Genomic DNA, 4,470 nt, shown 5'->3' on the forward strand with positions numbered 1-4,470 from the left:
TACAAAACAGCGTTTATGACCTGTATATTCGGTATTTTGACGTTACCTCGCTGTAAAGGCAGCAGGTGTTCGATAATTTTGAATTGCGATTTTGTGATTTCCATAAACGCAGATTTTATCAAAATTAGTGTTAACAGGCCCTAATTTTTGATCATTAAAAATAATATTCCTTGATTTAAATATTAAATCTGATGTCTTCACAAAATTTGCACTACTACTTACGGGATTGGACTGTTTGAGGCAGTACGATAGTACAATTTGAACTCGGCAAAAGAAAGCAGCCTTTATCCCCTTGTGAGAATTTTGATGACAACTTCGGCGGAAGCTTGGATGTGCTTTTCTGCTATAGCGCGTTTTTTACCATTTGTGGATTAGCGCCTAAGGCTTGCAGTGCTAGTGGGTCGGGCGTCGCGTGAAGCCTTGATTCAGTGTCCACTAGCTCTTGTCTGTTTCGAGCGCCTTATAAATTTTTTGTCGCTGAAGCGATATTGACAGCTATCGACCTCAGCGGAACTGTAGTTCCTGCGATTGTTAGTTGCTCGATCCTTGTGGCTCAAAAAATCGAATGGTCTTTCAGGTCACAACCAGTGTATAGCCCCAGCTTCCTGCCGTTATTTCAGCCTACATGTCGTATCTACTGGCGGGTTGGCAGCACAACCGGTAGAGGATACCACTGGCCTGCCTGCGATAGCCGGATACGGTGCCGGGTCAGTCGATGCGGCGGATAAGGCCTTCCTGGCAGACGGAGGCCACCAGAACCCCCTCTCTGGTGTAGATCTGACCGCGGCAAAAACCGCGTGCTCCACTGGCCGAGGGGCTGTCGGTGACGTAAAGGAGCCAGTCGTCGACGCGAAAATCCCGGTGAAACCACATGGCGTGGTCCAGGCTGGCGGGCATCAGGTTGGCGTCGAACAATGAGATGGGGTGGGGCTGGATACTGGTGCCCAGCAGTGCCAGGTCAGAAGCGTAGGAGAGGGCACAGCGGTGCTCTACCGGGTTGTCGGAGATTTCACCCTCCATACGAAACCAGAACATACAGCTGGGTTCTCGAACATCGGCGCCGAAATAGCCCCGCGGGTCCACGGGGCGGAAGTCAATCATATAGCGTCGCTGATTGCGCGCTGCGTCTTTGAGGCCCGCTTCCTCGGCCAGCTGCTGGGTGTTTTTCAGGGTTTCCGGTGCGGGTATGGCGCCCGATGGCATTGCACTCTGGTGGTCGAAGCCGGGCTCCTGAATCTGGAACGAGGCGGACATATTGAAGATGGCGCGGCCCCGCTGGCGGGCCACTACGCGGCGGGTGGTAAAGCTGCCGCCGTCTCGAATGGGGTCCACATAGTAGATTACCGGTAGCTCGCTGCTGCCGGGGCGCAGAAAATAGGCGTGCAATGAGTGGGGCAGGCGATCCTCGACAGTGCGGGTTGCGGCCATCAGAGCCTGGCCAAGCACCTGGCCGCCGAACAGCACCTTGCGATAGTTTTCCACATGCTGACGGCTGCGAAACAGATTTTGGTCCAGTTTCTCGACATCCAGTAGATTACTCAGCTTTTCCGTCATAACTACAACAGCCTGCTAAACAGTGAAGAGCGAAAAAAGTATGGGGGAGGGACTCTGGCTCCGCCAGCGGCGGCGATAATAGCAGTGTTCCGGCGCCGAGCCTTTACCTATCGCGCCAAAACACTTATCGAGATGGTTGGAGAAGGGGGGCATAAGCCGCCCCTTGGGCTCACTTGTCAGAGACTTGCGCAGACAGCTCCGGTGCCGCCCGCAGAGGTATGCCAACGGCGCAGACATCCGCATAGTCCGGCCGATAGACGAACCAGTCCTCGGGGCGGTGGCGCCGCGCGGCGATCAGTTCCCTAAAACTGTCGGAGTCGGTTTTCATTACCTGTAGCGGTGCCCGCTCTTTTTCCGGCAGGTCTGCCGCCACGCGCACCCGCTCAATACGGTTGCGCTCCGGCTGCGGCAGCATTCCCATGGGACCCTCCCCACGGCTCAGTTTCTGCAGCGTTGTCATGCCTTCCAGGACCCGGCCAAAGACGGTGGTGTTGCGGTCCAGATAGCGCTGTGCTTGGCCGATGACGATGTAGAATTCGGTGCCACCGCTGTTCAGCTCCGCACCGCGGGCCATGGCGAAGGCGCCCTGGCAGTGGGCCAGCCAGGCCTCGTCTGTGTCGGGATCGCGAGCGGCGGGAAAGCCCTGCACAAAACCGGTTTGGGGTGCATAGCCATCGGGGCCGGCGACAGGGGTGAAGGCTTCCGGGGAGAGTTCAGCGAGGGTGAGTTCGGCCGCCAGTGAGCGTTTGGCCCCTTCGATAGGCTTTTCCCCGCTCTGGTCGCCACCCTGGGCGACAAATCCCTCCGCCACACGGTATACGGCCAATCCGTCGTAGAAACCTTCCCGCGCCAAGGCCTTGATGTTGCGGGTGTGGGCCGGTGCAAAGATGGGCGACAGCTCAATGATGACCCGGCCCTCGACAGTGTCCAGATACAGGGTGTTGTCCAAATCCGCCGGCCGCCAGTGGTCGTCAGGCGCTTCCGCGATAATCTGAGCGGGCGCGCGGACTTCACTGTCGGCGGCGCTTGCAAAGGCGAAGGGCAAAAGCGCACACAGCGCCAGGGGGCTTCTTATGTTCATTTTTCCCGGTTCCAAGCTGATGCAGGAGTCGGATGATACCCTTTCCCACGCATCGCTGCCCAGATGGGTGTCCGGCACTCAATGTTGCCGGGGGAGTGGGCCTTTTGTGCTGAAAAATACGCTTTAGACGCTAAAAAGAGTGATGATTGGCTTTTCCAATCTGCGTGAATTGCCTATCATCCATGAATGAATGGTCAATTTCAGTCTCCAATTTCACGGACAGGCAAGGTCGGTAGTATGGATAAGGCAAGAGAGAAGGTTCAACGCTTTCGCGCTCGTGAGCAACGTATTCTGGACGCCGCGCTGGAACTGTTGTTGGAACACGGTGAGGAAAAGGTCACTGTCGAGCAGATCGCCGAACGGGTGGATATCGGTAAGGGTACCATCTACAAGCATTTTATCTCCAAAACGGAGATCTATATGCGGCTGTTGATCGACTATGAAAAGGCCCTTACGGAGCGCCTCAAGTCCGCGGTGGCGACCGCGGAGCAGGGCGATATCACCGCACCGGCGCGGGCCTACTTCGAGTCGCGCATGGCCGATCCGGCCAAGGACCGATTGTTCCAGCGACTCGAGGAAAAGGTGATCGCCTTGAATCTGGCGCCGGAGATGATCGCCGAGCTGCACGCTATCCGAAACTCCAACGCCTCTGCGTTGAACCGGGTATTTGAGCGCCGCATGGAACAGGGCATGCTGAAAAAGGTGCCGGCTTACTTTTACTACTCCACTTATTGGGCCCTGGTTCAGGGTGCGGTGGAGCTGTACCACTCCCGATCTTTTGCGGAAGTTATCGAGGACCGGGAGGGTTTGATGGAGTTCATCATGGACGTCGGTGTCCACATCGGCGATGTCTCCGGACGACGCTCCCCGGAGCAGAGTGAAAGCGGGGGCGGGGCGGCGGGCCCCACTTTTGGCTGAGCCGCTGTTTCGGCAACTGCAGGCATTGCAGGAGCAATTCTCGGGGCTTCCACCGGTGCACCGGTGGCACCCCGATCTCTGCGGTGATATGGATCTGCAGATTCGCGCTGACGGCCGCTGGATTCATGAGGGGGAGGAGATCAGGCGCGAGCCGTTGGTCAGACTTTTTGCCAGTATCCTAAAGCGGGAGGGCGACGACTATTTTCTGGTAACGCCCGCGGAGAAGTGGCGTATCCAGGTGGAAGATGCGCCATTTATCGCAACTCAAGTGGCCCGCAGTGACAGTGAGCGGGCCCCCATTCTGTTTACCACCAATACCGGTGAAGTGGTGCCGCTGGATGGAGAGCACGCCTGGCAGTTGAGGCCCTATGGCCAACCGCCCCAACCAGTACCCTATATTGCGGTGCGGGACCAGCTTTTCGCCCGGGTGTCGCGAGATGCTTATTATCAGTTGATCGACTGGGCCATGGAGCAATCCCTTGGCGGTGGGCAGACTAGCCAATTGTGGCTTGCCAGTGCCGGAAAATCTTTTTTGCTGGGCAATTGTTGACGGCCCTATCAGCGACTTCAGTGCAGCAATAAATATTTATCACAAATTGACAGCCGTCTTTACTCACCATTCACCCCGCAATCCAATAGATGATCTCTCAACCACTGGATTGCGGCCTTTGAAAAGCTGCGCAGTTACGCGCAATCGCTTGTTTTCCAGGGGCTTGAGCGGGCTTTCGCCCGGCAGCGATACATCCTTGTGTCACATTAACCTGACAATTTACTTAGGGAACGTCTGAATAACTCAACAATCGCTACGGCAGTATCAGTATTTTCTGGTGCGGGCCTGAATTTGACCAAAACAACCCTGAGATTGTTTGTTTTTTCACCTGGAATCTACTTCTCAGCAGATTCCAGGTGCACTGGCC

At 56.1% G+C, this 4,470-nt stretch carries 4 protein-coding genes; 2 read left to right on the plus strand and 2 right to left on the minus strand.

The window, feature by feature from the left end:
- Positions 1-708 precede the first annotated feature (708 nt).
- Both AB1S50_RS18940 and AB1S50_RS18945 read right to left on the minus strand, forming a co-directional pair.
- On the minus strand, positions 709-1,554 hold the full coding sequence (locus AB1S50_RS18940; RefSeq protein WP_367152784.1) for an acyl-CoA thioesterase: 846 nt from the start codon (positions 1,552-1,554) through the stop codon (positions 709-711).
- A gap of 169 nt (positions 1,555-1,723) precedes the next feature.
- The gene (locus tag AB1S50_RS18945) at positions 1,724-2,635 is read right to left on the minus strand and encodes a peptidylprolyl isomerase (protein WP_367152786.1); all 912 of its coding nucleotides are present in this window, start codon (positions 2,633-2,635) and stop codon (positions 1,724-1,726) included.
- A gap of 237 nt (positions 2,636-2,872) precedes the next feature.
- Here AB1S50_RS18945 and AB1S50_RS18950 point away from each other — a divergent pair, with 237 nt between their 5' ends.
- Both AB1S50_RS18950 and AB1S50_RS18955 read left to right on the plus strand, forming a co-directional pair.
- Complete coding sequence (locus tag AB1S50_RS18950; protein WP_367152787.1) at positions 2,873-3,553, plus strand: TetR/AcrR family transcriptional regulator; 681 nt, start codon at positions 2,873-2,875, stop codon at positions 3,551-3,553.
- On the plus strand, positions 3,546-4,103 hold the full coding sequence (locus AB1S50_RS18955) for a DUF1285 domain-containing protein (protein WP_367152789.1): 558 nt from the start codon (positions 3,546-3,548) through the stop codon (positions 4,101-4,103). The genes AB1S50_RS18950 and AB1S50_RS18955 overlap by 8 nt, the downstream gene beginning before the upstream one ends.
- Positions 4,104-4,470 lie beyond the last annotated feature (367 nt).

The organism is Microbulbifer discodermiae (assembly GCF_040742695.1).
In the GTDB taxonomy this organism is placed as follows: Bacteria; Pseudomonadota; Gammaproteobacteria; order Pseudomonadales; family Cellvibrionaceae; genus Microbulbifer.